Origin of the sequence: Ideonella sp. B508-1 (assembly GCF_000333615.1) — a bacterium.
In the GTDB taxonomy this organism is placed as follows: domain Bacteria; phylum Pseudomonadota; class Gammaproteobacteria; order Burkholderiales; family Burkholderiaceae_C; genus Ideonella.
The window spans coordinates 1-999 of the sequence record NZ_BADL01000070.1; the positions used below are offsets into that span (position 1 = coordinate 1).

Consider the following 999-nt stretch of genomic DNA (forward strand, 5'->3'; position numbering starts at 1 on the left):
TGGCCGTGGCCGAAACCCGGGTTGATGCGCAGCCAGACGCGGTGGCCGGGGGAGACGGCGCCCAGCTGGTCCAGCATGTCGATCGAGCCGGCGTTCACGGTGACGCCGTGCCGCACCACGGTGTCCAGCGTGGCGGCGTCGAACAGGTCCGCGGTGAAGACGATGCCGGCGGCCCCCTGGGCGTTGGGCGCGGGGCTGAAACCGGCGGCCAGGGCCCGTTCGATCTCGCCGCGGGACACCGCGTCCACCACCACGCCCGCCTCGCGCATCAGGCGCAACAGGTGGGTGTTGGAGTTGGCCTTTTGGGCATAGCGGATGGTGTCGAAGGCCCGCAGCTCGGCGATGCGCTGGCGGATGGTGGCGGCGTCGTACACCCACAGCGGTGTGCCATGGGCGCGGGCCAGGGAGCGGAGCAGATCGGGGGCGAACGGATTCATGCCGCGATGATGCGGTGCTTCTGTCATACTGAAAAATAGTTTTTGTTCATCCATTGATTCAGTACTGATATGGAATTGACGCATCGGCTGGTGGAGGTCTTCCGGGCGGTGATGCGCACCGGCCATGTCACTCGGGCGGCCGAGCTGCTGCACACCTCCCAGCCCACGGTCAGTCGCGAGCTGGCCCGGCTGGAACACGTGCTGGGCCTGGTGCTGTTCGAGCGGGTCAAGGGCCGGCTGAGGCCGACGGCCCAGGCCCAGGCCCTGCTGGAGGAGGTGGATCGCTCCTACGAGGGGCTGGAGCGCATCGCCGCCACGGCCTTCAACCTGCGGGATGCGGGTGCCGTGCGCCTGCAGGTGGCCTGCCTGCCCGCCCTGGCCCATGCCCTGCTGCCGCGCGCGGTGGCGCTGTACCGGCAAGGGCGGCCGACGGCGGCCGTGGCCCTGGTGCCGCTGGAATCACCCCAGCTGGAAAACGCCCTGACGAGCAGCGCCACGACCTGGGCCTGACCGAGCAGCGCGAGCCGCCGCCGGGCTGCCAGCTCAACACCCTGCTGGTGGC

The 999-nt window shown here is 70.0% G+C and carries 1 protein-coding gene and 1 pseudogene; one reads left to right on the forward strand and one right to left on the reverse strand.

The features are described 5' to 3' along the window. Positions 1-437, reverse strand: a pseudogene (locus tag I73_RS03060) (diaminopimelate decarboxylase); the annotation flags it as partial. Between the two features lie 69 nt (positions 438-506). Between I73_RS03060 and I73_RS25655 the strand changes: the two are divergent. After that, positions 507-947 carry a LysR family transcriptional regulator gene (locus tag I73_RS25655; protein ID WP_051048966.1) on the forward strand — a complete coding sequence of 147 codons (441 nt, stop codon included), beginning with the start codon at positions 507-509 and terminating at the stop codon, positions 945-947. The last annotated feature ends 52 nt before the right edge of the window (positions 948-999 follow it).